This is a genomic window from Terriglobus sp. RCC_193 (assembly GCF_041355105.1).
Classification (GTDB): domain Bacteria; phylum Acidobacteriota; class Terriglobia; order Terriglobales; family Acidobacteriaceae; genus Terriglobus.
Genome location: NZ_JBFUPK010000001.1, coordinates 843,396 through 869,550, shown reverse-complemented (window position 1 = coordinate 869,550; position 26,155 = coordinate 843,396). Strand labels below are relative to the sequence as shown.

The window sequence follows — 26,155 nt, the reverse complement described above, 5'->3', positions numbered from 1 at the left end:
CTAACTTAGATGCACCGTTATAACGCCAGAACGCACAACCCGCATCCATTTCGACGTCAAATCATCTAAAGGCACATGAGTGACGCAATTCATCCCGGCGTGCGCATTGGTCATGTTCACCTGAAGGTGGCGGATCTGGATCGCGCCCTGTGGTTCTATCACGAGGTACTTGGCTTCGAAATCGTGCAGCGTTTCGGCAGCAGCGCCGCGTTTGTCTCTGCTGGCGGATACCACCATCACATTGGCCTGAACACATGGGAAAGTCAGGGAGGACAACCACCTGCGGCAGGCACCACCGGCCTGTATCACCTCGCCATTCTGTATCCCACGCGTGCGGAACTGGGCAAAGCTCTACAGCGTCTCTTGAACGCAGGCATCACCATTCACGGAGCCTCCGACCACGGCGTCAGCGAAGCCATCTATCTCGCTGATCCTGACAGCAACGGAGTGGAACTCTATTGGGATCGGCCCAAAGAAGAGTGGCCGCTGGATGCCGACGGCAACATCCGCATGATCACGCGTCCCCTCGATTTGCGCCCCATACTGGCCGCTGCGAAGGAAGCTCCTGTGGATATACCTGCACAGGTGCAATAACTGTGCGGCTTGCTATACTTTCCCTGTTGCGCTCCACTTCTGGCGGAGCGCGTTGAATCATAGGAAAGAGTAGGGTTTTGTTCCATGTCAGGCCACTCAAAATGGGCAACCATCAAGCATAAGAAGGGCGCAGCCGACGCCAAGCGTGGCAAGGTCTTCACCCGTCTGATCAAGGAAATCACGGTAGCAGCAAAGCAGGGCGGCGGCGATCCCGACGGCAATCCGCGTCTGCGTACTGCCATCCTGGCAGCCAAGGCTGAGAACATGCCGGCCGACAACATCAAGCGCGCCACCCAGCGCGGCACGGGCGAAATTGAAGGCCTCACCTACGAGGAGATCACCTTCGAAGGCTACGGCCCTGGCGGCGTTGCTGTCATCGTGGAGGTGCTCACCGACAACCGCAATCGCGCCGTCAGCGAAATCCGCCATGCCTTCAGCAAGAACGGTGGCAACCTGGGTGAAACCGGCTCGGTTGGCTACATGTTCTCGAAGAAGGGCATCATCGTCATTGCCAAGGATGGTGCAGACGAAGAGAAGTTGACGGAAGTGGTTCTGGAAGCAGGTGCAGACGACCTGAACGATGAAGGCGAGAACTGGGAAATTTACACCACGCCCAAGGACTTCGTTACGGTGAAGGAAGCCATCGAAAAGGCTGGTTTCAAGCCCGAACACGCTGAAGTCACCATGATTCCCAGTACCTACCAGAAGCTGGAAGGCTCTCAGGCAAACGCCATGATGCGTCTGCTGGAGGTGCTGGAAGATCTGGACGATTCACAGAACGTCTACAGCAACTTCGACATGGATGAAGCTGCGGTCACCGCGTAAATCGCTTGAAAAACACAGAGGGCAAACGGCCGCCGTATACCGGCGGCTTTGCTCTGTCACCGGAAGAAGGAGTGGAATGTCCCAGGTAAAACGTTTGGTTCTTGCAGCGGTAGCGGGACTGTTTCCCCTTGCGGCACTCGGTCAGATGACGGCCAATGAATCGCCGGTAAGCGCGACGGCGAAACACACCCCGTGGGAGATGGGCGTAATCTTCCAGGGCGGTAAAGGCATCACCGACGAACGTGATGGCTTCCAGTTCTTCATGGCAGGTGGCCATTTGGGCAAGGTGATCACGCCCGAATACGGCAGCGGCCTCTTCAAGGGCAACTTTGAATATGCGGTCGAGGTGTTTCCCTACTGGCAGTCGAACACACCCACCTTTCAGCGCTACTCCTGCACGGGGACACCTAACCCCAACGTCTTCAATTGCGTAGGTCCGTATACCGTGGGCGGCACCTTCCACGGTGTCTCCGTCACACCCATCATTCTGCGCTGGAACTTTACGCATGGTCACAGGATCATGCCCTGGGCGCAGGCAGCGGGTGGCGTGCTGTGGACGAACCATAAGTATCCGGCGTATGGTCAGGGCGAAGTGAATCTGCAGAACATGGGACCAAACTCTGACGCCAGTGTCTGGAACTTCACCCCGCAGGGTGGGGTTGGCCTCCATTACTTTCTGCAGCCCAACCGTTCGCTTGATTTCGGGGCCAACGCAGTTCACATCTCATCGGCCTCTCTTGGAGACCGCAACCCTGGCGTGAATGCCAGCGTGCAGTTCTCCATCGGATACACGTGGTGGAAGAAATAGTCAGGATGTAGAAGTTTCGAAGTGATGGAAGAAGAGCAGTACGAAGCAGCCTCCCCCGCGACGACCGAACCGATCGTCGAGTGTGTTCCGAACTTTTCTGAGGGACGGAACGAGCGCATTGTGCGTGAGATTGTGCAGTCCATGAAGGTCTTCGGTGTAAGCCTGCTGGACTGGTCCATGGACGCGACGCACAACCGTAGCGTCGTCACGATTGCAGGATCGCCGGAAGCTGTTGCCGAGTCGGCCATACGTGGCGTAGGACGCGCTGCCCAGCTCATCGATCTGACCAAGCAGGCAGGCGTACATCCCCGCATCGGCGCCGCGGACGTGGTTCCCTTTGTTCCTGTGGCCCATTACTCCCTTGGTCAATGTGCGGCGCTTGCCCATCATGCAGGCCTTGAAATCTGGCGGCGCTTTGGCGTTCCTGTGTATTTTTACGAAGCAGCAGCCATGCGGCCTGACCGCATGCGTCTTGAAGAAGTGCGCCGCGGCCAGTTTGAAGGTATCCGGGAGGCCGTCCGGCGTGACTCCTCACGCCATCCCGACGTCGGTCTCGGTGAACTCCATCCTTCTGCCGGGGCCGTTGCCGTGGGAGCTCGCCAGTTCCTCATCGCCTACAACATTTTTTTGGAGAGCGCAGACCTACACGCCGCCCGCGCCATCGCAAAAGAAGTGCGCGCATCCAGCGGTGGCATGGTGGGCGTAAAGGCCATGGGAGTGCTTGTGGGTGATCGCGCTCAGGTTTCTATGAACATTACGGACTTCCACGCCTCTCCGGTCGAGCGGGTCCATGCCGCAGTATGCCGTGTCGCCGCACGGATGGGTATCGCCACGGCAGAGGGCGAACTTATTGGCCTGATCCCGGAAGCCGCCTGCGCCCCCATTATTGCACGTGAAACGCTACCCGAATGGCTGCGTCAAACCAGTGAGTTCCACCCAGACGAAAAAGTGCTGGAACGGAAGCTGTCTCGGCCCCTCCCGTGGCCGGAAGCCGTTCCCGCGGCGCACGTCTAAAATAAGAGAAGTAGTGGTACGGAGGCAGTTGGCAATGAAGATCGCACGGACAGTGCTGATGGGATTGGTTGCGGTTCTAACCGCAGGAGCGGCGCATGCGGCGCAGTTAAGCGGCGATGCGAAGGCGTCTATCCCCAAGGATATTCAGCAGTTGATCGTGGTGGATTACCGCTCCATGCAGGCCTCGCCTGCGGCCATGAATCTGAAGCAGCGCATTATGCCGCCGGAACTGGTACGCCTGGAGACGGCGCTGAAGACCAGCGGCCTTAAGGTGGATCGCGATACCGAAACGCTCGCTTTTGCGGCATTTCGCATCGGCAGCAGCGGCAACAGCAACAACACGCGCACCCTGGGCGTGGCTCAGGGCCAGTTCAACACCGCGGCCATTCAGGCGAATTGGACGAAGCAAAAGACCAAGTCTACCCCGGTGCGTAACTACAATGTGTACCCGATGGGCGCCGCTGGTATGAGCGTGGTCTTCCTCAACCAGACCACCATGATCTTTGGCGACAGCGCGGCCGTGAAGGCCGGTTTGGACTGCCGCGACGGTCTCGCCTCCAACATCCTGGAAAACAGCGACATGATGACCGAGATGAACATCGTGGACCAGCGTGCGATCTGGAGCCTGCTCGATCAGAAGGGCACGCAGACCATGATGCGTAGCGTTCTGGGCGATGCCGCTTCCCTCACCGACTACGACACGGTGAAGAATCGCATGAAAAGCTCGCGTTACACCATGGACTTCTCGAACGGCATTAAGTTCGACATGGCCGTTGTCATGAGCGACACCATGACCGCAGCCACTGCCGCAACCCTGATGAAGGGTATGGCTTTGATGAAGCAGTCGCAGGGTTCGCAGTTGGAGAAGTCCGCGATGAAGGAAACCAACATCGACTCCAACTCGGGTACGCTGCAGGTTTCCTATGCCGCCAACGACACGCAGTTCTCGGAGCTGTTAAGCTCCCCGCTCTTTCAGCAGGTTGTTCGTTAAGTTAACTAACTTGATTTAAGCAAGAGGCCGGATGCAGATGCATCCGGCCTCTTCTGTTTTCTATCTCATAACACTACAGCTTCGGAAATACTCGCAGATCGCCACCGGTCATCTCCTTCGGCAATTGCATTCCAAGCATGCCCAGCATGGTCGGCGAGATATCCCGCAGCGAACCGCCTTCACGCAATGAGAACGACTTCCCTGCTTCTGTGACTGCAATCAGCGGCACCGGATTCGTTGTGTGCGCCGTGTGCGGTCCGCCCGTCACCGGATCGATCAGCAACTCCGCGTTGCCATGATCTGCTGTGATGAGCCACGAACCGCCGTTGCGCTTCAGCGACGCATAGATCTCACCCAGGCAAGCATCGACAGTTTCCACGCCCTTGATGGTCGGCTCCATCTTGCCGCTGTGACCCACCATGTCCGCATTGGCAAAGTTGACGACGACGACATCAAACGCGGTGTCATCAATCGCCTTCAGCACCACGTCGCAGATGCCACGCGCGCTCATCTCCGGAGCCAGGTCATACGTCGCCACCTTCTGCGACTGCACCACCTCACGCTCTTCGCCCGCGAACGGCTTCTCAATGCCGCCGTTGAAGAAGTACGTCACATGCGCGTACTTCTCTGTCTCGGCCACTCGCAGGTTGCGCAGTTCATTGTTCGCCATCACGTTAGCCAGCAGATTATCCATGCTCTCCGGCAGAATCACCATCGGCAACGTGAACTTCGGATCGTACTGCGTCATGGTGATGTAGCGAATGTTCTTCGGTGCAGAGTTGCGAGGAATCTCAAGGTCAAGTTCATCCGCCTTGGGCAGATCAAGCGCATTCGACTTCGTCAGGCCGCCCTCAACATTGCGCGCCAGTACACGCGTAACCTGCCGTACACGGTCACTGCGGTAGTTAAAGCAGATGCACAGATCCTCATCGCCAATGGTTCCAACGGGCTTACCCGTTTCATCCACGCACACAAACGGAATGGTGAACTCGTCGGTCACACCGTTGTTGTAGTTCTGGCGAATCTTTGCGGCAGCATCGGTCGCGGTGCCACCTTCCGCATTGCCCTTCACCATGGCGTCGAACGCCTTGGCTTCGCGGTCCCACTTCAAATCACGATCCATCGCGTAGTAACGGCCACTGCACGATGCCAGCTTGCCAACACCAATCTCGCGAATCTTCTGCTGCAGCGCATCGACGTACCCCGCGCCGGAAGTCGGCATGGTGTCGCGCCCGTCCAAAAACGCATGGACAAACACATCCTTCGCACCCAGCTTTGCGCATAACTTTAACAACGCATACAGGTGCCGCTGATGCGAGTGCACACCGCCATCACTCAACAAGCCGAGGAAATGAACGGCGCGCCCACGCTCCATCGCTTCCTTGATTCCATTGACCAGCAAGGGCAATTCAAAGAACTCGCCCGACTCAATTAACGAATCGATTCGCACAATATCCATGCGCACCACGCGACCAGCGCCCAGATTCAGATGGCCCACTTCGCTATTGCCCATCTGTCCATCCGGCAGACCAACATAATGATCGCTGGCGCGAATGATGGTGTTCGGATACTCGCGCAGCAACATGTCATATGTCGGTTTGCGCGCCATGGCAATGGCATTACCATGCGTCTCGGAGCGAATACCCCAGCCGTCAAGAATGGTAAGTACAAGAGGTTTACGGCGGGACATGAGGCTACCTTTCCTTATTCGTTGCTGAAAGAACGAACGCAGCGGACGCGGCGGATTCGCTGCGGCGCTGCGTTCGCTCTCGTTGTTCCGTTAAAACTGCAGAAGTTACTCGCAGTTAATGGTTTCAATGCCCAGATACTCCGCGCCCTGGCCCAGTTCTTCTTCAATGCGCAGAAGCTGGTTGTACTTGGCAATGCGGTCCGTACGCGACAGCGAGCCGGTCTTGATCTGGCCAGCGCCCGTACCCACTGCCAGGTCAGCAATGAAGGTATCTTCCGTCTCACCTGAACGGTGCGAAATGATCGCCGTGTAGCCATACCGACGCGCCAGCTCAATCGATTCCAGCGTCTCCGTGATGGTTCCGATCTGGTTCACCTTGATCAGGATCGAGTTACCAACGCCCTTCTCAATGCCTTCGCGCAGACGCTTCGTGTTCGTCACGAACAGGTCATCACCCACAAGCTGGCAACGGTCGCCAATCTCTTCGGTAAGAATCTTCCATCCGTTCCAGTCATCTTCCGCGAGGCCGTCTTCAATCGAAACGATGGGATACTGGCGAACCCAGTCAGCCCAGAACGCAGCCATTTCGGCCGACGTCTTCTCGCTCTTGTCCGACTTCTTAAAGATGTACTTGCCCGATTCCTTGTTGTAAAACTCGCTCGAAGCAGGATCGAGAGCCAGGACGATGTCCTCACCAGCCTCAAAGCCCGCAATCTGGATCGCTTCCAGAATCACGTCGATCGCTTCCACATTCGACTTCAGCGATGGCGCAAATCCGCCCTCATCGCCAACAGCCGTGTTGTAACCCTTCTTCTTCAGCACGCCCTTCAGCGTGTGAAAGACCTCAGTACCCCAGCGCAGCGCATCAGAGAAGCTCTCAGCGCCTACCGGCATGATCATGAACTCCTGAAAGTCCACGTTGTTGTCGGCGTGCGCGCCACCGTTGATGATGTTCATCATCGGCGTGGGCAACAGGCAGGCATTCACGCCTCCCAGGTAGCGATACAGCGGGAGCTTCAGCGCATTCGCAGCAGCGCGCGCGGTGGCCATGGAAACAGCCAGAATCGCATTCGCGCCAAGATTGCCCTTATTCGGCGTGCCATCCAATTGCAACATGGTGGCGTCAATCAGGCGCTGATTCGTCGCGTCAATACCAGACAGTTCTGGCGCGATGGCGCTTTCGACGTTCTCCACGGCCTGCATCACGCCCTTGCCCAGATAGACTTCCTTGTCACCGTCACGCAGCTCCACGGCCTCGTGTTCGCCGGTGCTGGCGCCGCTGGGAACCGCCGCACGGCCAATGGCTCCGCCGGACAGGATCACGTCGGCTTCTACGGTCGGATTACCGCGGCTGTCCAGAATCTCCCGCGCCTTAATTGCAATGATTTCAGTCATGTTGCCTTTCCCTTCGGCCGTTTGGGGCGCGAGGATGCGATGTTGCAGCCGTTCATTCAGCTTGGGACGACGATCCACGGCGATGCGGCTTCCGCTCGTGCCAAGTATCGTCTCCAGAATTTCTGCCATGGTGTCTAAAAGAAGAAAATTTCGTCGAAGCAATAAGGCCCGTGCAATGCGCAACCAAGCCTACGCTCCCGGGTCATTTTAGCAAAGGAAAGCGGTAACTTTCGTGTACGCCTTCCCCTGAAACTTCGCGTTTACCCTCTGGATTCAGCCCGCAAGATGAATGCACCACAATCACGTCTACTCTTCTAGCCTTGAATATGCGTGGCTGCAGAGTTTGTAGAAGAACCAACGAGGAGTTGTATCCCGATGAAGATGCCCATCGCCCTTGCTTTTGCCGCAGTGCTTGCGGGCAATGCGTTTGCACAACAGTCCGGCGTGTCCAATCCGTCCGAGAACGTGCAGGACATTCCTCAGGTAGCGCAGCCGGCTCCTGTTGCCGCAGCCGCACCGGCAGAATCCACGCCCCAGTCCAAGCCTTCTGCCGCCGAAACGTACGGTGACTACAAACCCTACGGTGGAACGCCCGTGCTGCGTCAGCGTGTGCCGCAGCCAGACCCCGACGCCGGCATTGTCACTGAGGTACCGCGTCGCCCCAACGAACTTCCAGAGGGAACCTCGTTGCACGTCACACTCGACAGCGCCATCGACACGGCATCCACCCAGCCCAACACGCCTTTCCGCGGCGAACTGACCGAGAACATTCAGAATGATGGACGCGTCGTTATTCCGCAGGGCTCCATTGTGGAAGGTCGAGTCACGCAGATTCGCGGCGGCAAACGCATCCGCGGCACCGCTTTGATTCATCTTCAGATGGACACCATTATTCTGCCGGATGGCACGCGTCTCCCCTTGCACGCGCAGGTCGTCGATACAGATCAGTTTGCAAATACTCGCATCGATGGCGAAGGCAACGTCCTTCGCAAGGACCACGTAGGTGGAACACTTGCAGCCATGTCCCTTACTACGGGTGGCGCAGCAGCCGCAGGTGGTATCATTGGCGGCCCAGCGGGTGCATTAATTGGAGCAGGAGTGGGAGCAGGTCTTGGTACGGCGGTATGGCTGAAACAGGATCGCCAGGCGCATCTGCCAGAAGGAACGCAGGTGGTTCTCAGCCTGACAGAGCCCATGGACCTTAGCCGTATGAACTTCGCATCGGCTCCGGCGCAGCCCCTGTCTCCGTCGGCACCGATAGCAGCAACGGCATCCGCGTCGCCTGCGGCAAATTCCGGCATATCGGAAAAGGCTTTCGTGCCAACCAACTAACGGCTGGAATTTATAGTGAGGCTTCTGAATCCACTTCCATGCCGAAGCGCGAAAGTTCGCGCTTCTGCATGTTGTAGTCGATGAGGAAGCCTAAGCCAATGCACAGATTGATGACGCCAACGCCGCAGACCACAAGCGTTTCGCGAACCTGAAGAATCAGATCCAGCATCACACCAAACGCCACAAGACCAACGCCCGCCGAGAGCAGCACCATCGCAGTGCGACGAGCGATGGCAAGACTGCGCAATGGATCGCGGACCCTCTTCTCGTTCTCAACGTTTTGCACCATCATGCGCTCAATGTCCGCAAGCGGCACACCGCGCTGCAACATGGCCACACGCTCCTGCGAACGCAACTCCTTATTGCGAATCTCTGAATAGATACCGGCGACACCAAGACCCAAAATCATCACACAACCGGCGACTGGGACTACAAAGGGACTATCAAAAGCATTCATGGGGTGTTTCTCCTTTTCGCCGGCGTTAGACTGAAGCGCACACAGTGAGTTTCAAAATCTTTTCTGAAACTTTTGCAGCCCGCCACGGTCTTACCCTCACTTGAACGATCAAGCCAGCTTCGAGCAGGTTGTCACGCAACATCAGGACATGGTGTTTCGTATGCTTGTCCGCCTCACCGGATCGCGAGAAAACGTGGATGATCTGGCACAGGAAGTCTTCCTTCGGCTTTATCGCGCGTTACCGTCCTTTCGCGGCGAAGCACTTCTCACCACGTATCTGCACCGCATCGTCGTTAATGTGGCACAGGACGAATGGAAGCGCCGTAAACGCATCGATCAGCGCCAGACTTCCATCTCTGACGAAACCAGTGGCTGGGAAGATCGCCTGCATCATCCGTCGCTAAACGCCGAACAGGAACTGGCAACGCGCGAACTACAGTTGCGTGTCGAAGAAGAAATGGGGAAACTCAGCGCGGTCGAGCGCTCTATCATCGTCCTCTATCATCAGGAGGAGCGGAGCTATCAGCAGATTGCCGAGTCGTTACGACTTCCCATCGGTACCGTCCGAACACATCTGCACCGCGGCAGGAATAAGCTACGAACAGCACTGGAACGGAAAGGGGGATGGCAATGACGAACGACGCTCAGGACACTCAGGACGAACGGAACACCGCTCTAGTCCGTGCTTTGGAAACGTCACCGCAAATTACTGCGCCGCAGGATTTCGCCACACGCGTCATGGCACGCGTTCCGCAAAAGCCACAGCCGTACCAGCGGTTTGCGAACGCCGTTTTCACCGCCCCGGATTACGGGCGCAAAGCCATCTTTGCTGCGCTCGTCGTGCTCGTCGTGCTCATGTTTGCACTCACGCCCGCTGCTGCAGGCAAGCCCAACACATGGACGACCATTCAACTGGTGCTGCTGCTGCAACTCAGCGTTTTTGTTCTGTGGCTCGGCTTCAGTAGACGCAGCTCCAGGCAATAAGAATTGGCGTTTTGCTTTAGCGCGCCAACTGCCCCAGCAGCCGCTTCCAGGTTTTCGTGTTGCGCTTGAATATCTTCTTCAGATCATTCAGGATTAACTCGAAATCGCTGTTGCCCTGCAGCTTGGCCCACGCCGGGTTGATAACAAACCACGGATAGTTTTCATTGCCCAGGTACACGGCGCGACGCAGCCAGTGCAGCGCTTCGCCCGCTTCACCATCCACGGCGAAGTACGTGGCCAACCGATACGCCATCTCGCTGTCAGCTTCTGCCGCGGCCATCGTCTCATCCACGATAAAGGTCGCCGCTTTTTCGCGATCGCCAAGCTGTACGTAGCACATGGCAATCGTTGGGAACACAATGCGCATGGTGGCGTCTTCGGCAATCACTTCTTCCAGTGCATCAATCGCCTCGGAGAGTCGTCCCAATCGCATCAACTGATAGCCGCGCGAAATCCGCAGCAGAGGCTGCTTCGGCTCCAGTGCGAGTCCCTTTTCCAGCTCGTCGTCGGCCAGTTCCAACTGATTCTGATACTGCAGCACGCGTGCGCGATGGTTATAGATCACGGCTGCATCTGCTGGGTTCTGTTGCAGAGCAATGCCAAACTCGCGCAGCGCTTCCGCATATTGACCATCACTTCGCAGAGTCATGCCGGCCACGCGATGCACGTTCCAGTCATTGCCCGCTGTCTGCAACAAGTGCGCAATGCCATGACGTGCGCTTTCCTTCTCACCGCGCGACAGCAGCATGTACACGCGATACAGGTTCGCCTCAACGGACGCAGGATCCAACGACAATGCCTTATCCAGAGCACGCCGCGTCTCCAGAAGATGCATCTGTCCACCCAACCCATGCCGTGCGTATTGCAGATGCGTCACGCCAAGACCGGTCCAGGCTGCGGCGTACGAGGGATCACGCAGCGTCACGTCTTCAAACAACTTGCGGGCGCGCTCCAGATCTTCCAGTGCACCTGTACGCGACATGAATGTACTCAACACCGCACGCGCCTGTAGATACTCCTCTGAAACCTCTTCATTCAACGAGTGCGGCTGCTGTTCCTGCTGTTGCCGTCCCGCTGAACCGATGCGAACAGTTCCACTACCGCGCAGCGCACCAAAAATCTCAGTGCTGATCTCGTTCTGTACGGCAATCAAATCGAATGACTCAACATTGATGGAACCACCCGCACGTACTGCCTGCGCGGGAACATCCAGCATTTGCCAGTTCAGGTCGAAGCCGCTCTCGCCTTTTAGAAAGCTTCCGGCCACCACGTATTGCACCACCAGCTTTCGTCCAATGCTCAAAGGGTCAAGCTGCCGCGCCGGAACATTCATCAGCGCGCTCGTAGGACGCACCACGAGCGATTGCATCCGCGCTAATCTTGCACTGATCGCATCCGCCAACGCGTGCCCATACAACGGCGCTGAATTCGCAGGCCCCATGTTCACAAACGGCAAAACCACGATGGTGTTCTGTTGTTCATTGCCGCCACTCTCACGGAACCGCTCCGCCAGCATCGACAGGAAGCCAGTCGATCGCTTCTCTTCCTCTGGCGTTTTGAAATCCAGCGAAGCTGACGCAGGCATGCTGGCGCTGGGTACGACCAGCGAATCCAACTCATTCGCCTTCAGAATTGTGCGCAGACTCTCGCGCAATTCGACGGCCGAAGCAAACCGCGCCGCGGGCTGCTTCTCCAGACAATGCAGGATGGTGCTCTCAAGTTCCACCGGAGTATTCGGCGCAAACCCGCGGATCGACGGCGGCTCGGCAAACTGAATCGCACGGATGCTCTGAAAATCCGGCGCATCCGGTCGATGAAATGGATGCCGTCCTGTCAGCAGTTCATACAGCACCACGCCTAGCGCAAAGATATCGCTTTGTACTGACGATTGTCCCGTAACAAACTGTTCCGGAGCCATATACGCCAGCGTGCCGCCGCGCGCCGTGTACTTCGCATCCGGCGGAGGTGTCCGCGGATTCGAACGCGCCGGATCAAATTCCACGTCTTCCATGTTGATGCGCCGCGCCAGGCCAAAATCCAGAATCTTCACCAAACCGCCATCGGTCAGGATGGCATTCGCCGGTTTCAGATCGCGATGAAAAATACCTAATGAATGCGCCGCTGCCAGACCGTCCGCCATCTGGATACCGACGGACAGTACCAGCTCCACTGATGCGGGTCCGCCCTCAATCAGTTTGTCCAGAGGTTTGCCCGGGACATACTGCATCACGATGTAGGCTTCATCGTCCGATTCACCTACGTCATAAATGGAGCACACATTAGGATGGTCAATCGCTGAAGCCAGTCGCGCCTCGCGCAGATAGGTGGTCCGCATCTGCTCTTCTGTCAGCGCGCCGCGTTGCAGCAGCTTTAGCACCACAGGCCGCTGCAACTGCGTGTCGTTGGCCAGATAGACCACGCCACTTCCGCCAGCCCCAAGCTTTCGGACCAGTTCATAGTGTTCAATGACGCGGTGCTTCATAACCTGATTATCTCAAGGAAGGGGCACTTACATCAGGAAGAGCTAGAGACAGTCTCGCGGTGTTCCCTTTACGGGATAATTTATGGCAGATCCAATAAAGCGGGTTGCGGAGCGTCTCATAAACACGAAACGGCTTGAAAAAGCTGCTTTGTCCTGGGTATCCGCGAAGATTCTTCCCACCTGCCGCAATTTATTCGCAGAGCGCATAAATCGTTGCAATCACCCGTTTTACTGGCAAGACTGACTGTTTATTCCGTTCGAAACTGCCTTTTCATGTAGGAAGCACCTGTAAAAATAACCTATTGCGGGCTGCTGTTGTGGCAACATTTGCATCTGAAGGTGGAAATCTCCAGATACACAGCAAATCGCAGAGAGAACGCTCTCGCAGAGGAATAGAAACATCGATGGAAGCAACAGTACTTCTGATTGACGACAATGCCATTCAGGCCGCCACGCGACAGACGATACTTAAGCGCGCCGGGTATTTCGTCATTCCGATTTTGAATCCTCAGCGTGCTCTTCAACAGTTTCGCGATAATGACTTCCCCTCTGAAATTCAGCTTGTTATCACGGATCACATCATGCCCGGCATGAGTGGCGCCGAATTTGTCCGCGAACTTCGCATCCTGCAGCCGGATCTTCCTGTACTGGTCATCAGTGGTCTGGAAGAGGCAGAGGATGAATATCAGAGCCTCAATGTGACCTTCCGTCTCAAACCTCTGTTGCCGGACAATCTGCTCGCTTCCGTGGACCGCCTGGTGCATTGCCGGATACCGGAGCGCCAACACGCCTGACGTTTGCACCTGCCGTCCTGCCCTGAGACAATGAACCTGCGCCCATAGCGCCGGATACCCATGTCTCATCCCATGCCTACTTTCGGCACCTTTGCACTGCTTCTGGCGCTGTGCCTCGCCGCCTATACATTGTTTGCGGGTAGCTTTGCGCTCTTTGCCATGTCCAAAGGGATGCAGCTTCGCATCTCGGCAGAGCGACTGAGTGAAACCGCCCGTCGTGCTGGCATCGCCAGCTTCGTCGCAGTGCTTTGCGCGGCCTTCGCCCTCGTCTGGGCAGCCTTCACTAACGACTTCTCCGTCGAGTACATCCGCGAACATACCAACATCGCGCTGAACCCGATGTACAAGTTCTCTGCGCTCTGGAGCGGACAGGAAGGCTCGCTGCTGCTGTGGTCATTCCTGCTGGCGGCCTACGGCTTTGTGCTGCGTCTGCGTCATAAAACAGATGTCCGCCTCTTCGCCTACGCATCGACCATCCTCGCAGCACCGCAGATTTTCTTCCTCGCGCTACTCAATTTCGCGGCGGAGCCCTTCTCCCTGACCAAAGGTCCGATTCCCGCCGACGGCAACGGTCTTAATCCGCTCCTGCAATACGTGGAGATGGTCATCCATCCGCCCATGTTGTACCTGGGCTACGTGGGCTTCACGGTTCCCTTCGCCTTCGCACTCGGCGCTCTGATGATGCGCTACCCCGGCGAAAAATGGATTCGCATTACGCGCCGCTGGACGCTGGTGACGTGGCTGTTTCTCACCGTCGGCATCGCGCTCGGCATGCACTGGGCCTACGCGGTTTTGGGTTGGGGTGGCTACTGGGGATGGGATCCGGTTGAAAACGCATCGTTCCTTCCCTGGCTCACCGCCACTGCCTTCCTGCACTCCGTCATGATGCAGGAGAAGCGCGGCATGATGAAGAAGTGGAACGTGTGGCTGATCTTCCTCACATTCATGCTTACCATCCTGGGCACGGACCTCACGCGCTCCGGCCTGGTCAGCAGCGTTCATGCCTTTGCGCAGAGCAGTATTGGTAACTGGTTCACCACCTTCCTCTGCATCATCTTCGCGGTCTGCCTCTTCGTCTTCTTCCGCCAGAGCAGCCACCTCACCAGCGAACACAAACTGGAATCCGTCGTCAGCCGCGAGAGCAGCTTCCTCTTCAACAATCTCGTCCTGCTCGTTGCCTGCTTCACCGTTCTCTTCGGCACACTGTTTCCAGTTCTCAGCGAATACGTGCAAGGCTCGAAGGTCACCATGGGACCGCCATTCTTCAACAGGGTCGCGGTGCCCATCGGCCTCTTCCTTCTTGTGCTCACGGGCGTCGGTCCGTTGCTGGCATGGCGAGCAACCTCGCTGCGGTCCATCCGCCGCAACTTTATCCTTCCCTGCGTTACCGTCCTCGGCACCGCTGTCATCCTGATGGCTACCGGTATGCATCCGTGGTCCGCATCGAAGGATGACCTGGAAGGCCAGCTTTACGCGCTTGTCTGCTTCTCCATCGGCACGGGTGTCATGGTTGCCATCGCAGCAGAGTTCCTGCGTGGTGCCAACGTTGTCCGCACGCAGACCGGGAAGAGCCTTACCGCAGCCGTATGGACACTGACGATGCGTAACAACCGCCGCTACGGCGGTTATATCGTGCACTTCGGCATCGTCATCCTTTTTATCGGCCTTGCAGGCTCCGCTTTCAATCAACAGCACGAGATGGAGATGGGCTTTGGTGACTCGCTCACCATCGGCAACTACAAGCTTGTCTGCCAGAGCTACACACAGGATTCCAACCCGAACTACGACACCGACTTTGCACTGCTGGACGTCTTCCGTGGCGACAAGAAGATCGGCCAGATGTCGCCGGAGCGCCGTTTCTACAACGCCAGCCAGACAACTTCGACCATTGTGGCGATCCATTCCACGGTGCTGCGCGATCTCTACGTCATCTTCGAAGGCCGTAATCCGGACACAAACAAACCCATCATCAAGGTCTTCCTGAACCCACTCGTAAGCTGGATCTGGGCAGGTGTGGCCATCGTCTTTGCAGGCACAGTGCTCGCTCTGCTCCCGGGCCTACGCGCCCAACTCAGCAACAAGTCCACACCCGCCGAACCACGTGAACTCGTTGCCGCAGGAGGCGACTGATGCGCAATCTATTACGTAATCGCATCCTGCAAATGGTCTTCGTCTTCACTATCGCGCTCGCGACCATCGGCGCAGGTAGCACAGACGAGAAATTTTCCTCCATCGGCCACAAAATGATGTGCGTCTGCGGTTGCGGGCAGATTCTGCTGGAGTGCAACCACGTCGGCTGCCCTGACTCCGACCGCATGATCAAAGAACTCCGTGTGCAGGTGGCGGCGGGCGGCAGCGACACCAGTGTCTTCAACTGGTTCGTAGCGAAATACGGTCCTACTGTTCTCGCAGCGCCCATCCGCGGCGGCTTTGACAACGCGGCATGGATCGTCCCGGTCGTCGTGTTCGTCTTTGCGCTCGGTGGCACGGCCTTTCTGGTGCGCCGTTGGAAGGGCCGCCACATGGTCGCAGTAGCCGGTGCACCGTCCATCCCCTACACCCCGGAAAACGACGCGGTACGCGAGCGCATTCGCCGCGAGACGGAGTACTGAATCATGGCATACATTGCCTGCCTCGCACTTTTTGTCGGAGCCTTCGCCTACACCTTCTGGCCGGAGAAGAATCCCTTCGTCCAGCGCGCAACCTCACGCATAGACTTCCTGCGCGAACGCCGCGAATCCATTTTCGCCAACCTGCGTGACCTCAATTTCGAGTACAAAGCAGGCAAATATCCAGAAGAGGATTACGCCACGCAACGTGCCATGCTGGAAGACGAAGCCGCCACCATCGTTCGCGAAATCGATCTGCTCGAGCGCGTCTAATTTGTTGCGCATCACAATCCACTCCGCGATTGTGACGTGTAGCAAGTTTTCCTGAGACTTCCCCGTTACCATGAACGGGTATGGCTGAAGTGCAATCTCTCGCTCCGGAAATCCTCCTCCACATTGCCCAAGAACTGAACATCCCGCTCAGCGGCGTGCGCGCCGTGATGGGGCTGCTGGATGAAGGTTCGACTGTTCCCTTTATCGCGCGCTATCGCAAGGAAGCCACCGGCAACCTGGACGAAGTGCAGATCCGTGACCTTGCCGAAAAGATCACGTACTTCCGTGAGTTCGTCTCTCGTCGTGAGACCGTCCTGTCTTCCATCACGGAACAGGGCAAGATGACCGATGAACTGAAGGCGAAGATCATGGGCACACTGGATCGCAGTGAGCTGGAGGACCTGTATCTTCCCTACAAGCCCAAGCGCCGCACCAAGGCAACGATTGCGCGCGAAAAAGGCCTGGAACCGCTGGCCGATTATCTATGGGCGCAGGAAGCTGCGGAGCTTGATCTGATCGCGTTGGCCACTTCGCTGGTCGATCCAGCAAAGGAAGTCGCCACGGTCGACGACGCCCTGGAAGGTGCGCGACACATTGTTGCCGAACGCATCAGCGAAGACGCCGAGGTGCGCCGCTCCACTCGTCACGTAATGTTTGAAGAAGGACTGATCGTCAGCCGCAAGATATTCGACGCGAAGGATGAGCAGGAAAAGTTCAAGATGTACTACGAGTATCGCGAGCCGGTGAAGACAATCCCATCGCATCGCATGCTGGCTGTGCGTCGTGGTGAAGCGGAGAACGTCCTCTATTGGCTCATTGAAACGGAGGAAGAGCGCATGTTGGCGCTGATCCGTTCGCGTGTGCTGAAGAATGACGGCGATTGGACACCGCAACTCAACCTTGCCATTGAAGATTGCTGGAAGCGTCTTCTCAATTCATCGATTCAGGGTGAATTGCGTCTGGAACTGAAGCGGCGTTCCGATACGGAAGCCATTGATGTCTTTCGCGAGAATCTGCAGCATGTGCTGATGGCTTCCCCTGCGGGACCGATTTGTGTGCTCGGTATCGATCCCGGCCTGCGTACTGGATGCAAGATCGCCGTAGTCGATGAGACGGGCAAGTTCCTGGCGCATGATGTGATTTATCCGCATACTGGCCGCGAAAAAGAAGCATCGCAAAAGCTGGCAGTGATGGTGGCCTCGCAGAATATTCGCGCCATCGCCATCGGCAATGGCACCGCATCGCGCGAGACGGATGCGTTTGTGCGCGACTTCCTCGCAGAACACAAGCTGGGTGGCATCTTCAAGGTTACTGTCTCGGAGTCTGGTGCCAGCGTGTATTCCGCATCCGATATTGCGCGCCAGGAGTTCCCTGACCTTGACCTGACCGTGCGCGGCGCCATCTCGATTGCGCGGCGCTTGCAAGACCCGCTTTCGGAACTGGTGAAGGTCGATCCCAAGTCCATCGGCGTTGGTCAGTATCAGCACGATGTGGATCAGCGACAGTTGAACCAATCACTGGAAGCTGTGATTGAAAGCTGCGTAAACCGCGTGGGTGTCGATCTGAACACGGCATCGTGGACACTGTTGCGGTACGTCGCCGGTATCAGTGAGCGCATTGCGCTGAGCATTGTTCAGTTTCGCGATACGAATGGTCGCTTCCAGTCGCGTAAGCAGTTGCATGAAGTAGCCGGTATCGGCCCCAAGACGTTCGAGCAGGCCGCTGGATTCCTGCGTATCCGCGATGGAGAGCAGCCGCTGGATTCGACCGCGGTACATCCCGAATCGTATGCCCTGGTGGAGCAGATTGCGTCGTCGCTAAACACTTCGATTGACGATCTGATTCGCAAACCGCAACTGCTGACCGGTGTGAAAACCGATGCGTTCGGTGCAGGCACGTACACGCTGAACGACATTCTGGAGGAGTTGAAGAAGCCCGGGCGCGATCCTCGCGATACGTTTATTGCCCCCACCTTCAACGAAGCCGTCCGCGAAATTAAGGATGTGGAACCGGGCATGATCATGGAAGGCGTTGTGACCAATGTGACGAAGTTCGGTGCGTTCGTGGACATCGGCGTGCATCAGGATGGACTCGTTCACATCTCAGAGATTTCGCACAAGTTCATCAAGGACCCGAGCGAAGCCCTCAAGGCCGGACAGTTGGTTAAGGCCAAGGTCCTGAGTGCAGATACAAAGACGAAGCGCATCTCGCTCTCTATCAAGGCGCTGGAACCAGCCCCAGGCGGCAAAGGGCCGCAGCGCGGAGGCAACCGCCCGCAACAACAGCGGCAACCCGAGCCATCCTCCATGTCAGATAAGCTGACTGCGCTCAACAACAAGTGGCGCAGCAATGCTCCGACAGGTAGATAACCAGGCAAGATAAGTGCACTGCCGGAACGGCAACGTGCTCCCGCAGCGCAGGGTTATCTCCGGGGATGACCTGCTATCGCTGTGTTATTTCGCACGGGCGGGTGCGCTAGTGGGTTGCTGTCATAACAACGAATCTGCGCATCAGAGGATATGATGTCCTTTGGGTCTTTTACGGCCTTGCAGATTGAGAGTTTTTACATGATGGAATCGACGTACACTCCTGAGAGCTTTTATGAGCATGCAATGAGCAGCGCGCGTGCCCTGGCCGCCACGCTGGACCACACATTGCTGAAGGCTGATGCCACCCGGGCGCAGGTGCTTCAGATCTGCGAGGAAGCGGCACAGTATCGTTTTGCCTGTGCCATGGTGAATCCGTTCTGGGTATCTACGGCGGCCGCGGCACTCGCTGGGACAGGTGTACCGGTAGGAGTCGTCATCGGATTTCCGTTGGGCGCATCCCTCTCCGAATCGAAGGTGGACGAGGCAAAACGCGTCATCGCACTCGGTGCCCATGATGTCGACATGGTGCTGAATATCGGGGCTCTTAAAGGTGGCGAATATGACACCGTGGCGAATGATATTCGTGGCATAGTTGATGCGGCGCATGAGCGCGGAGCCATCGTGAAGGTCATTCTGGAGACGGCCCTGCTGAACTTTGAAGAAAAGCTGCGCGCCAGTGAGATTGCCGTAAATGCCGGCGCAGACTTCATCAAAACCAGCACCGGCTTCTCCACTGGGGGTGCCACAGTGGATGACATTGCGCAGATGCGTAGTGTGGCTGGGCTACGTTCTGGCGTGAAGGCATCGGGCGGCATCCGTTCTCTGGCAGACGCGAAAGCGATGTTGAAAGCAGGGGCAAACCGCATTGGCGCAAGTGCCAGCGTGCGCATTGTGCAGGAGCTGACGGGAACGGCCAAGGGTGACTCCGGCGGTTCCGGCTACTAAGAAAGACCGCACCTCTGCTACAAAGGCAAGCAGGTACATGGCTGCACATGGAGACAAAGGAAAGCGCGAAGATAAACCGCTGCGTGTGGTAACGCGGTCGCGCGCCTCCGATGCTTCCGAGGTACGGCTGCAAGCTGCCGAAGAAGCCGGGACACCTTCCCATCACTTCGAAGGCGACTATCGTCCCAGCCCGGGTGCGCAGGCAGACGATACTCTACGGGTCGACATTCCGAATCACGACATGGTGATTGACCCGGTTTCGCCTGGACACCCGGAAAACCGCATCCGCGTGCATTCGGAACATGTGGACTTCCTACAGCGTCTTGCCGATGCCCTGAACAATACGCTTGATCTGCAGACGCTGATGCTGCGTGTGGCAGAGTTGGTGCGGGCCGTGGTGGATTACCGCATCTTTGCCATCTTCCTGCTGAACGATCGTACACAGGAATTATGGATGCGCTTTCAGGTGGGCCATGCCCCTGAAGTGGAACGCATCCGCCTCAAGATAGGTCAGGGCATCGTGGGACAGGCCGCAGCCACGCGCATGTCTGTTTTAGTGGACGACGTCGCGCATGCGCCGCATTACATCTCTGCCAATCCAGCGGTACAGAGCGAACTCGCCATTCCTCTCATCATCAAGAATCGCGTCATTGGCGTGATCGATCTTGAAAGCGAACAAGCGAGTGCGTTCACGCAGGACCAGCGGCGTCTACTGGAATTGGTCGCTTCACGTATGGCGGTGGCGGTAGAAAACGCTCGGCTGTATACACGACTCTCCCGACAAGCGCAGACACTGACTGTACTGGCTGAAATCAGCCGCGAACTGACGGCCATCCTTGATCTCGATACACTGCTGGAGCGCATTGGTACTCTGTTGAAGCGTGTTGTCGATTTTCAGATGTTCACTATTTTGTTGTGGAGCGAGAGCCGACAGCAGTTTATGAATCGGTTTTCCACCCGCTTTGGCGAGCGGGTGCAGCGAGATCGCAATGCGGAGATGGGCAAGGGCATTTTTGGTCTGGCAGCGGCGGAACGCCAGCCGATTCTGGTGCCAGATGTGCGCAAGGATCCGCGCTATCTGGGTGATAGCACTTCTGGCGGCGAACGAGGCTCTGCTGAAGTGCGCTCCATGCTTGCTGTACCGCTGATCTACAAAGAAAAAGTCACCGGCGTCATTGCGCTGGAGCACACCCGCGTTAACTACTACAACGAAGATCATCAGCGCACGCTGACAACATTGGCCGGTCAGATCGCCATTGCCATCACCAACGCGCGGCTGTATGAGCGCATCTTCGAGGAAGAACAGCGCATGGAGCGTGACCTGCAAATGGCGCGTGAAGTGCAGATGCGCCTTCTGCCGCCGCCACCGCAACCGCTGCCACATGCGCAGTTTGCGGCAACATTTCTACCTGCACGTTCCATTGGTGGTGATGTTTACGACTTCATCGACTACGGCAATGGTCGCGTCGCCATCGCTGTGGGTGACGTTAGCGGCAAGGCAGCACCTGCCGCCCTCTATGCTGCACTGGTCAGCGGCATCCTGCGCTCTGTGGCGACGCAACATCTCTCCCCTGCAGCCATGCTGGCGGAACTCAACAACCAGTTGCAGGAGCGCAAGCTCGATTCGCAGTACGTCACCATGCTCTTCGCCGTGTGGAATGACGACGAACGAACTCTCAGCATTGCGAATGCTGGGTCCGTGCAACCCATGCTGGTCTCAGGCGATGGCGAGCAGATGCATACGCGCGTGATTGAAGCAGAAGGCTTCCCACTTGGTCTCTTTCCCAATGCCGAGTATGAAGAATTTACGATCAGCACACGCCCCGGCGACCTGCTGGTCTTCTTCTCCGATGGCATTGTCGACGCGGAAAATGGCGCCGGTGAGATGTTTGGCAATGATCGTCTCATTGAAGTGCTGGACAATCTGCATGAAGCAGATGCGGAAACCGCAGTGAAGACGGTCCTGGAGAGTGTTTCTACATTCCAGGATGGCCACGAGCATTTTGACGACGAAACCCTGCTGGTACTTCAGGTTCGCTAATCGTTCACTCACAACCAGTAGAATGGTATCCATGTCACACAACGGAACCACAGAAGTTGTGCGTCCAGCACGCACCGTCCGCGGCAGTGTTCGACTGCCCGGCGACAAGAGCATCTCGCACCGCTATGCCATGTTGGCAGGGTTGGCCAAAGGCACCTCGCGCTTCGCAAACTTCTCCACTGGCGCAGATCCGCATAGCTCGCTGAGCTGCATGGAAGCACTGGGTGCGACTGTTGTAAAGGGTCCCGACGGCATCATCGAAGTCACCGGCGTGGGTGGCACATTTCAGCAGCCCACACGCGACCTGGACTGCGGTAACTCCGGTTCCACAATGCGCATGCTCGCGGGTTTGGTTGCAGGCCACAAAGGCACGTATCGTTTTATCGGCGACGCTTCCCTCACCAAGCGCCCCATGCAGCGCATCAAGGGGCCACTGGAGCAGATGGGCGCACAGGTCGAATTGACCGACGGCCACGCGCCGATGACGATTCACGGCGGTACTCTGAAGGCCATTGAATTCAATACGCCGATTGCCAGTGCGCAGGTAAAAACGGCCGTACTTTTTGCCGGACTTGGCGCAGAAGGAACCACTACGCTGCAAGAAGCCGTCCGCACGCGCGATCATTCCGAGCACGCCCTGCGTGCGTTTGGCGCGGAGTTGGAGCGAGGCAAGAATTCCATCTCTATTCGTGGTGGACAGCAGCTTCAGGCTATTGAAGCCACCGTTCCGGGCGACCTTTCTTCCGCTGCGTTCTTCCTCTGCGCAACCATTCTCTTTCCCGATGCGCAGCTTGTGCTGGACGACGTGGGCATGAACCCATCACGTTCCACGCTGCTGGATGTGCTTGCCTCCATGGGACTGCAGGTAAAGGTGCTGAACCTGGAAGAAAAGCATGGAGAAATGATCGGCACCATTCAGGTAAATGGTGCTACAGAACTTAAAGGTGCTGAGATCATTGGTGATCTTCCGGCGCTCATCATCGATGAGCTCCCTGTCCTTGCAGCAATCGGACCCTATACAAATACCGGCGTGACCATTCGCAATGCGAAAGAACTTCGCGTGAAAGAATCTGATCGTATTGCGCTTGTGGTTCAGAACCTGCGAGCCATGGGCGCGGAAGTAGAAGAATTCGAAGATGGTCTGCACGTTCCGGGAAATCAGATGCTTCGCGGCGGTATTGTCGACTCTGCTGACGACCACCGTATTGCGATGGCATTCGCCATTGCGGCACTGCGCGCGGAAGGTGAAACCGCCATTCACGGTGCTGAAGCTGCTGCCATCTCTTTTCCTGAATTCTTCTCGTTGCTTAACCAGATTTCGGAGCGATAGATCGCATGACGAACCTGCCGCCGGTAGAGATTTTCATCGCAGAGGTGGAGGCTTTTGGCGGCGCAGAACGTGCCGATCTCGCTCTGTCACGCTGGCTCTATGAGCATGGCATTGCCAATCGTTTTCTTACGTATCGAGATGCTATCGGTCTCGCAAAGTACGCGGCCCATCCCGTCGAGGTAATTACTCTCAATCCGAACGGTGGTTTTCGCAGCAAACTCGCGACACTGAAACGGCACTTTGCGGGCGTTTCAACACAATCGCGACTCATCGTCTCCGGCTATCAGCCCGCACTCCATGCCACTTTGGTTGGAGTGCGTGGCTTTCATTGCCTCATGCACGACACCCCGGCTCTTTTCAGTGATGCGGGCCACCGTTCCCTGAAAGCGAAACTGCGCATTAAGCTGCAAAGTTTCCTGACGGCGCGGGGCCTTCGCTCGGGAGGCACAACCATCGTCACCAGCGAGTTTCTTCGTGCAGAGTGCCGCAAGGACTTCGGAATCGAAGCACAGATCGCGCGTATGGGTGGCCTTACTTCCACGGAAGAGTTTCGCGAACGCTCTTACTCCGGAACGCTGAACCTTCTTTCTGTTTCGCGGATTGAAAAGAACAAACGCATCGACTGGATGCTGCAATCGCTCGCAGCGCTTGAGCATGAAGCGATTCCCTTGTCATCACACTTTGACTGGCAACTTCGGCTTGCAGGTAAAGGCTCACAGATCGACGCGCTGCGAACCATGGCCGAGTCGCTCGGCATCGCACAGCGCGTGCATTTCCTCGGCTTTGTCTCTGATGACGATCTGCGGCAGTTGATTCGTGAGTCGCATTTGTTCCTGATGCCTGCACTACAAGGCTTCGGTATTCCTGCAGTGGAAGCGCTGCAATCCGGTATGCCTGTGCTTCTTCATCGCGAAAGCGGCGTCAGCGATATTTTGCTTGATACTCCGTGGGCAACTGTTTTTGACGGAGGTATCGAAGCCATGGCACCTGCACTGCGACAGGCGATGTTCAGTGCCGCAGAGGGCCGTCACTTTGGCCGGCCTTTGCCTGCCATCAGTTCCGAAGAGGAATGGGCTGAACGTGTAGCAAAGCTTTGCCACTGGGTTTAATCGCGAACAGAGTACGCGATTAATGTAGTTCGTTCACGAAACGAACTACATTTTATACTGTCCCATATCGTCATCGCCCAGGCCTTCGAGCCAGCGACGGAGCTCGTCCGAGTTCACATCACGGCTCCCTTTCTGCCCTGCGCGCGCCACGTCCATCACAGACCGGTTGACATAGATCGGGCAGTCCGCACGCATTGCCAATGCCAGCGCATCAGAAGGCCGGGCATCTACTGTCAAGGTTTCGCCATTGCATTCCATCCAGAGGATTGCGAAGAACGTATCATCCTTCAACTCTGAGATCACAACGCGTGTTATGCGTACAGCGAGCGACCGCAATAGATTGCGCACCAGATCATGCGTCATCGGCCGCGGCGGAGCATTTTTCTCAATCTCCAATGCAATCGCGTTCGCTTCGAAGATGCCAACCCAGATCGGCAGCACGTCATCGCCGTTGACTTCTTTCAGCACCACCATGGGCATGTTCGTAACAGGATCCATCATCAGTCCGCGGATGCGGACTTCGATCTCCTCCCGCGTATTCTCGGAAGCAATGGAATCACGAAGCTGCTGTGCGGAATCGCTCATGCGGTGCTCACTGCCTCGCCCACGAGGCTGTTCGGATACGTCTTCGTCACACGCACATTCAGATAGCTGCCGATTGCCGGCAAAATGGGCAACGTCGTCGTAAAGTTCAGCGTTTTATTCTGTGTGGTGCGGCCAGTGATCTGGCCTCGCTGATGGTTATATCCCTCCACCATCACTTCTACGGTTTGACCGAGATGGCGTTCGTAGCTCACACGCTGCCGCTCGCGCTGCGCTTCCAACAAACGCTGCAGACGCGCAGCCTTCACCTCGTCGGAAACTGTTTCGGTCATTCCCACAGCCGGCGTATTAGGACGGGGCGAATACTGGAATGCGAACACGCCGTCGTACCCAACAACATCGAGAAGACTCATCGTCTCCTCAAAGTTTTCTTCGGTCTCCCCGGGAAAACCGACGATAATGTCCGTCGTCATGCTGATATCGCGCTTCGCAGACTTAATCCACGCAATGCGCTCCAGATACCACTCACGCGTGTATTCACGCTGCATGGCCTTCAATACAGTTGATGATCCACTTTGAACCGGCAGATGCACGTGATCACAAACGGTAGGCATGCTGTCGATTACCTGCACAATGTCTGGCGTAAAGTCTCGCGGGTGCGATGTGGTGAAACGCACACGACGAACACCGGGAAGCTCGCCCACCATCGCCAGCACATCGGCAAAACTCTTCTTGCCCAGAGGATCGTGGTAGCTGTTCACGTTCTGCCCCAGAAGCTGAATATCCGTATAGCCAGCTTCCGCCATACGCTTCGCCTCGGTAAGAATGCTCTCCGAAGCGCGCGACCGCTCCTTGCCACGTGTGTAAGGCACTACACAATATGAGCAGAACTTATCGCAACCTTCGATGATGGTGATGTAGCCGCGATGTGGATTAGACCGTGCGGTGAATTCGGTATCGAAAGTCTCTTCCGTCTGACGATCATCCAGTCCGGTGATGCGTTTCTCACCTGCTTCGAGGCGCACCAGCATCTCCGGCAGGTTGCGATAGGATGCCGACCCCGAGACAAGCGACACAAATGGCGCCTTGTCAAAAATCTTGTTACCTTCCTGCTGTGCCACGCATCCCAGAACGGCAAACTTCTTCCCCTCGCCCTGCATACGTTTGTATTCGTTCAGGCGATGGAAGACCTTCTGCTCCGCCTTGTCGCGGATGGAACAGGTGTTGTACAGGATGAGATCGGCAGCCTCTTCATCCTCCACACGCGAATAGCCCTCATGCTCCAGCGTCCCAATAACTTTTTCCGAGTCATGGGCATTCATCTGGCAGCCAAAGGTTTCGATATAGAAGGTCTTCGCGGGGGTACTCATCACATTTAAAGTATACGTCCCGTGGCGGTCCGAAGGCGAATCTGCGGCGAAAACATGGCCTCGTTCAAGCAAAACCACCACTCCCTATACGATCTCCTCTGCAGTCCTTCGACTAACCAGCAGCTTGTAATTACAGATGAGTGGGCGTCGTCCATTTGCTACATACAAATGCGACGTATGCTTTAGACGCACCTACCCCC

The 26,155-nt window shown here is 56.7% G+C and carries 23 protein-coding genes; 17 read left to right on the top strand and 6 right to left on the bottom strand.

The genetic code is table 11. From position 1 onward, the window contains the following. The first annotated feature begins 75 nt into the window (after window positions 1-75). From AB6729_RS03600 to AB6729_RS03580, 5 genes are all read left to right on the top strand, one after another. A complete protein-coding gene (locus AB6729_RS03600) occupies window positions 76-594 on the top strand; it encodes a VOC family protein (RefSeq protein ID WP_371080190.1) in 519 nt (172 codons plus the stop codon). Window positions 595-678: 84 nt separating this feature from the next. Continuing rightward, window positions 679-1,419, top strand: coding sequence for a YebC/PmpR family DNA-binding transcriptional regulator (locus AB6729_RS03595; RefSeq protein WP_371080189.1), 741 nt, complete (start codon window positions 679-681; stop codon window positions 1,417-1,419). A gap of 76 nt (window positions 1,420-1,495) precedes the next feature. Then, window positions 1,496-2,227, top strand: coding sequence for an acyloxyacyl hydrolase (locus AB6729_RS03590; protein WP_371080188.1), 732 nt, complete (start codon window positions 1,496-1,498; stop codon window positions 2,225-2,227). Between the two features lie 24 nt (window positions 2,228-2,251). After that, complete coding sequence (ftcD, locus tag AB6729_RS03585; RefSeq protein ID WP_371080187.1) at window positions 2,252-3,241, top strand: glutamate formimidoyltransferase; 990 nt, start codon at window positions 2,252-2,254, stop codon at window positions 3,239-3,241. A gap of 34 nt (window positions 3,242-3,275) precedes the next feature. Next, entirely contained in the window at window positions 3,276-4,232 is a 957-nt protein-coding gene (locus tag AB6729_RS03580; protein ID WP_371080186.1) for a hypothetical protein, read from the top strand. Between the two features lie 73 nt (window positions 4,233-4,305). Here AB6729_RS03580 and gpmI read toward each other — a convergent pair whose 3' ends face one another. Then, window positions 4,306-5,922 (bottom strand): 2,3-bisphosphoglycerate-independent phosphoglycerate mutase, encoded by a 1,617-nt coding sequence (gpmI, locus tag AB6729_RS03575; RefSeq protein ID WP_371080185.1) that lies wholly within the window; start codon window positions 5,920-5,922, stop codon window positions 4,306-4,308. Between the two features lie 105 nt (window positions 5,923-6,027). Continuing rightward, a complete protein-coding gene (eno, locus tag AB6729_RS03570) occupies window positions 6,028-7,317 on the bottom strand; it encodes a phosphopyruvate hydratase (protein WP_371081187.1) in 1,290 nt (429 codons plus the stop codon). Window positions 7,318-7,692: 375 nt separating this feature from the next. Between eno and AB6729_RS03565 the strand changes: the two genes are divergently transcribed. Then, window positions 7,693-8,649, top strand: coding sequence for a hypothetical protein (locus tag AB6729_RS03565; protein WP_371080184.1), 957 nt, complete (start codon window positions 7,693-7,695; stop codon window positions 8,647-8,649). A gap of 10 nt (window positions 8,650-8,659) precedes the next feature. Here the strand turns inward: AB6729_RS03565 and AB6729_RS03560 are convergent, their stop codons facing one another. Then, window positions 8,660-9,106 carry a DUF6249 domain-containing protein gene (locus tag AB6729_RS03560; RefSeq protein WP_371080183.1) on the bottom strand — a complete coding sequence of 149 codons (447 nt, stop codon included), beginning with the start codon at window positions 9,104-9,106 and terminating at the stop codon, window positions 8,660-8,662. A gap of 100 nt (window positions 9,107-9,206) precedes the next feature. Between AB6729_RS03560 and AB6729_RS03555 the strand changes: the two genes are divergently transcribed. Continuing rightward, window positions 9,207-9,740 carry an RNA polymerase sigma factor gene (locus AB6729_RS03555; RefSeq protein WP_371080182.1) on the top strand — a complete coding sequence of 178 codons (534 nt, stop codon included), beginning with the start codon at window positions 9,207-9,209 and terminating at the stop codon, window positions 9,738-9,740. Beyond that, on the top strand, window positions 9,731-10,090 hold the full coding sequence (locus AB6729_RS03550; protein WP_371080181.1) for a hypothetical protein: 360 nt from the start codon (window positions 9,731-9,733) through the stop codon (window positions 10,088-10,090). Before AB6729_RS03555 ends, AB6729_RS03550 begins: the two co-directional genes overlap by 10 nt. 16 nt (window positions 10,091-10,106) lie before the next feature. On the opposite strand, the gene AB6729_RS03545 is transcribed toward AB6729_RS03550, so the two are convergent. Further along, a complete protein-coding gene (locus AB6729_RS03545; protein ID WP_371080180.1) occupies window positions 10,107-12,572 on the bottom strand; it encodes a protein kinase in 2,466 nt (821 codons plus the stop codon). Between the two features lie 404 nt (window positions 12,573-12,976). On the opposite strand from AB6729_RS03545, the gene AB6729_RS03540 reads away from it, so the two are divergent. The 9 genes from AB6729_RS03540 to AB6729_RS03500 all read left to right on the top strand — a co-directional run bounded on the left by AB6729_RS03540 (window position 12,977) and on the right by AB6729_RS03500 (window position 24,042). Continuing rightward, window positions 12,977-13,366: a response regulator gene (locus AB6729_RS03540; protein ID WP_371080179.1), complete on the top strand. Its 390-nt coding sequence runs from the start codon at window positions 12,977-12,979 to the stop codon at window positions 13,364-13,366. Window positions 13,367-13,426: 60 nt separating this feature from the next. Continuing rightward, window positions 13,427-15,496, top strand: coding sequence for a heme lyase CcmF/NrfE family subunit (locus AB6729_RS03535; RefSeq protein ID WP_371080178.1), 2,070 nt, complete (start codon window positions 13,427-13,429; stop codon window positions 15,494-15,496). Beyond that, window positions 15,496-15,978 carry a cytochrome c-type biogenesis protein CcmH gene (locus AB6729_RS03530; protein ID WP_371080177.1) on the top strand — a complete coding sequence of 161 codons (483 nt, stop codon included), beginning with the start codon at window positions 15,496-15,498 and terminating at the stop codon, window positions 15,976-15,978. The genes AB6729_RS03535 and AB6729_RS03530 overlap by 1 nt, the downstream gene beginning before the upstream one ends. 3 nt (window positions 15,979-15,981) lie before the next feature. Then, window positions 15,982-16,248, top strand: coding sequence for a hypothetical protein (locus AB6729_RS03525; RefSeq protein ID WP_371080176.1), 267 nt, complete (start codon window positions 15,982-15,984; stop codon window positions 16,246-16,248). 80 nt (window positions 16,249-16,328) lie between these two features. After that, the gene (locus tag AB6729_RS03520) at window positions 16,329-18,617 is read left to right on the top strand and encodes a Tex family protein (protein ID WP_371080175.1); all 2,289 of its coding nucleotides are present in this window, start codon (window positions 16,329-16,331) and stop codon (window positions 18,615-18,617) included. Window positions 18,618-18,860: 243 nt separating this feature from the next. Further along, window positions 18,861-19,562: a deoxyribose-phosphate aldolase gene (gene deoC, locus AB6729_RS03515; protein WP_371080174.1), complete on the top strand. Its 702-nt coding sequence runs from the start codon at window positions 18,861-18,863 to the stop codon at window positions 19,560-19,562. A gap of 37 nt (window positions 19,563-19,599) precedes the next feature. Then, entirely contained in the window at window positions 19,600-21,603 is a 2,004-nt protein-coding gene (locus AB6729_RS03510) for a SpoIIE family protein phosphatase (protein WP_371080173.1), read from the top strand. A 31-nt stretch (window positions 21,604-21,634) separates the two neighbouring features. After that, window positions 21,635-22,933: a 3-phosphoshikimate 1-carboxyvinyltransferase gene (gene aroA, locus AB6729_RS03505; protein ID WP_371080172.1), complete on the top strand. Its 1,299-nt coding sequence runs from the start codon at window positions 21,635-21,637 to the stop codon at window positions 22,931-22,933. A gap of 5 nt (window positions 22,934-22,938) precedes the next feature. Then, entirely contained in the window at window positions 22,939-24,042 is a 1,104-nt protein-coding gene (locus tag AB6729_RS03500) for a glycosyltransferase family 4 protein (RefSeq protein WP_371080171.1), read from the top strand. A 45-nt stretch (window positions 24,043-24,087) separates the two neighbouring features. Here the strand turns inward: AB6729_RS03500 and AB6729_RS03495 are convergent, their stop codons facing one another. Then, window positions 24,088-24,627: a bifunctional nuclease family protein gene (locus AB6729_RS03495; RefSeq protein WP_371080170.1), complete on the bottom strand. Its 540-nt coding sequence runs from the start codon at window positions 24,625-24,627 to the stop codon at window positions 24,088-24,090. After that, a complete protein-coding gene (gene miaB / locus AB6729_RS03490) occupies window positions 24,624-25,955 on the bottom strand; it encodes a tRNA (N6-isopentenyl adenosine(37)-C2)-methylthiotransferase MiaB (RefSeq protein WP_371080168.1) in 1,332 nt (443 codons plus the stop codon). Before miaB ends, AB6729_RS03495 begins: the two co-directional genes overlap by 4 nt. Window positions 25,956-26,155: the final 200 nt, after the last annotated feature.

Coding starts and splice junctions, on each gene's coding strand:
- AB6729_RS03600 (WP_371080190.1), top strand. CDS start 76: ATGAGTGACGCAATTCATCCCGGCGTGCGCATTGGTCATGTTCACCTG.
- AB6729_RS03595 (WP_371080189.1), top strand. CDS start 679: ATGTCAGGCCACTCAAAATGGGCAACCATCAAGCATAAGAAGGGCGCA.
- AB6729_RS03590 (WP_371080188.1), top strand. CDS start 1,496: ATGTCCCAGGTAAAACGTTTGGTTCTTGCAGCGGTAGCGGGACTGTTT.
- ftcD (WP_371080187.1), top strand. CDS start 2,252: ATGGAAGAAGAGCAGTACGAAGCAGCCTCCCCCGCGACGACCGAACCG.
- AB6729_RS03580 (WP_371080186.1), top strand. CDS start 3,276: ATGAAGATCGCACGGACAGTGCTGATGGGATTGGTTGCGGTTCTAACC.
- gpmI (WP_371080185.1), bottom strand. CDS start 5,922: ATGTCCCGCCGTAAACCTCTTGTACTTACCATTCTTGACGGCTGGGGT.
- eno (WP_371081187.1), bottom strand. CDS start 7,317: ATGACTGAAATCATTGCAATTAAGGCGCGGGAGATTCTGGACAGCCGC.
- AB6729_RS03565 (WP_371080184.1), top strand. CDS start 7,693: ATGAAGATGCCCATCGCCCTTGCTTTTGCCGCAGTGCTTGCGGGCAAT.
- AB6729_RS03560 (WP_371080183.1), bottom strand. CDS start 9,106: ATGAATGCTTTTGATAGTCCCTTTGTAGTCCCAGTCGCCGGTTGTGTG.
- AB6729_RS03550 (WP_371080181.1), top strand. CDS start 9,731: ATGGCAATGACGAACGACGCTCAGGACACTCAGGACGAACGGAACACC.
- AB6729_RS03545 (WP_371080180.1), bottom strand. CDS start 12,572: ATGAAGCACCGCGTCATTGAACACTATGAACTGGTCCGAAAGCTTGGG.
- AB6729_RS03540 (WP_371080179.1), top strand. CDS start 12,977: ATGGAAGCAACAGTACTTCTGATTGACGACAATGCCATTCAGGCCGCC.
- AB6729_RS03535 (WP_371080178.1), top strand. CDS start 13,427: ATGTCTCATCCCATGCCTACTTTCGGCACCTTTGCACTGCTTCTGGCG.
- AB6729_RS03530 (WP_371080177.1), top strand. CDS start 15,496: ATGCGCAATCTATTACGTAATCGCATCCTGCAAATGGTCTTCGTCTTC.
- AB6729_RS03525 (WP_371080176.1), top strand. CDS start 15,982: ATGGCATACATTGCCTGCCTCGCACTTTTTGTCGGAGCCTTCGCCTAC.
- AB6729_RS03520 (WP_371080175.1), top strand. CDS start 16,329: ATGGCTGAAGTGCAATCTCTCGCTCCGGAAATCCTCCTCCACATTGCC.
- deoC (WP_371080174.1), top strand. CDS start 18,861: ATGAGCAGCGCGCGTGCCCTGGCCGCCACGCTGGACCACACATTGCTG.
- AB6729_RS03510 (WP_371080173.1), top strand. CDS start 19,600: ATGGCTGCACATGGAGACAAAGGAAAGCGCGAAGATAAACCGCTGCGT.
- aroA (WP_371080172.1), top strand. CDS start 21,635: ATGTCACACAACGGAACCACAGAAGTTGTGCGTCCAGCACGCACCGTC.
- AB6729_RS03500 (WP_371080171.1), top strand. CDS start 22,939: ATGACGAACCTGCCGCCGGTAGAGATTTTCATCGCAGAGGTGGAGGCT.
- AB6729_RS03495 (WP_371080170.1), bottom strand. CDS start 24,627: ATGAGCGATTCCGCACAGCAGCTTCGTGATTCCATTGCTTCCGAGAAT.
- miaB (WP_371080168.1), bottom strand. CDS start 25,955: ATGAGTACCCCCGCGAAGACCTTCTATATCGAAACCTTTGGCTGCCAG.